The 1,557-nt window shown below is 50.7% G+C and carries 2 protein-coding genes; one reads left to right on the top strand and one right to left on the bottom strand.

Features of this window, described 5'->3' with window-relative positions:
* The first annotated feature begins 113 nt into the window (after positions 1 to 113).
* Positions 114 to 1,178, top strand: a complete 1,065-nt coding sequence (locus C7A19_RS14675) for a PLP-dependent cysteine synthase family protein (RefSeq protein ID WP_116645271.1) — start codon at positions 114 to 116, stop codon at positions 1,176 to 1,178.
* 82 nt (positions 1,179 to 1,260) lie between these two features.
* Here the strand turns inward: C7A19_RS14675 and C7A19_RS15790 are convergent.
* Positions 1,261 to 1,557: hypothetical protein (locus tag C7A19_RS15790; protein WP_235614322.1), on the bottom strand; the 297-nt coding region annotated here is incomplete at its 5' end.

The raw sequence follows: 1,557 nt of genomic DNA, 5'->3' as shown, positions 1-1,557 counted from the left end.
AAGTATTATTTAAGAGTTTATTTTTCTATTTTGGCGTCATTATAGAGCAAAAATAGCAAGGTTTTTATCCCACACTTTACGTAAACTGGTGCTAATGACGCATTCGGAGACGCATGATGACAACCCCACAGCCTTGCCATACTTGGGTCGGTAACGCGATTCGCCTGATTGAAGCTGACTTTAAACGCTCTGCAGATACCCATTTAATTAAGCTCGATCTCCCTAGCTTTACGGACATTGATATCTATTTAAAAGACGAGAGCACCCACCCGACCGGTAGCTTGAAGCACCGCTTGGCGCGTTCTTTGTTTTTGTACGGCTTGTGTAATGGTTGGATTGATGAGCACACCACCATCATTGAAAGCTCATCAGGCAGTACTGCCATTTCTGAAGCGTATTTTGCCCGTCTGCTTGGCTTACGTTTTATTGCCGTAGTGCCCAAAAACACTGCGTGTAAGAAGATTGAGCAAATCCGTTTTTATGGCGGTGAAGCGCACTTTGTCGAGCGGTCAGATCAGATCTATGCCGAGTCTCGCCGCCTTGCTAAAGAGCTAAACGGCCATTACATGGACCAATTTACCTATGCCGAGCGCGCGACGGACTGGCGTAGCAATAACAACATCGCCAACCGCATATTTGATCAAATGCAGTACGAGCGCTTCCCGATCCCTCGCTGGATCGTGATGAGCCCGGGCACTGGCGGCACCTCAGCGACCATTGGCCGCTACATTCGTTATCGTTGCCAACCGACTCAGCTGATGGTGGCCGATGCTGAGCACTCGGTGTTTCACGATTACTACCTCACCGGCGACAGCGCACTGACCACCGATAAAAGCAGCCGCATTGAAGGGATTGGACGGCCACGTGTCGAGCCCAGCTTTATTCCCGGCGTGATTGATAGAATGACCACAGTACCAGACACTCACAGTATCGCTACCATTCACTGGCTAGAAAGCCAGCTTGGCCGCAAAGCCGGCGCGTCCACCGGTACCAACCTGTACGGCGTCTTGATGCTAGCAAATGAAATGCGCGCCAACGGCGAGAAAGGCTCCATTATCACCTTGTTATGTGACAGCGGCGAGCGCTACCTAGACACCTATTACAACCCTGATTGGGTACGCGAGCATATTGGGGATCTCGACCAAGCAACCCATGATTTGCAGACGGTGTTGGAGTAACACGCCATCGTCTATACAGCGTTTGATAAACAGGCGCATTAATATATAGATCAGGCGTAGGAAGTGCGGTTCGATAGTTTTGTCACGACTTCTGTTCAGGGTTCGAGTTTCGTATGCATTCCCACGCAGGAGCGTGGGAACGAGAAATCGTCGCCGATGGCATCACCAATATAGAAACCAGGCGTAGGTCGGCATAAGCGCCAACTCGATCGCGCAAGCTTGGTGTGATTTCCGCCGCGCGCCCGTTGCACGGCGCCATCGGACATAGGAACCAAATATTGGCATTGATCGTGACAGGCGCCCGTTCACAATGTGCACTTATCCAACAATGTCCCGGGGCTTGTGTCATCGTCGCCAATGGCACCATCGATGTATAAAT

The sequence above is a fragment of the Salinivibrio sp. HTSP genome, assembly GCF_003390965.1.
In the GTDB taxonomy this organism is placed as follows: domain Bacteria; phylum Pseudomonadota; class Gammaproteobacteria; order Enterobacterales; family Vibrionaceae; genus Salinivibrio; species Salinivibrio kushneri.
Note: the sequence above shows the minus strand (reverse complement) of the source record. Positions and strands in the feature narration are given on the sequence as shown.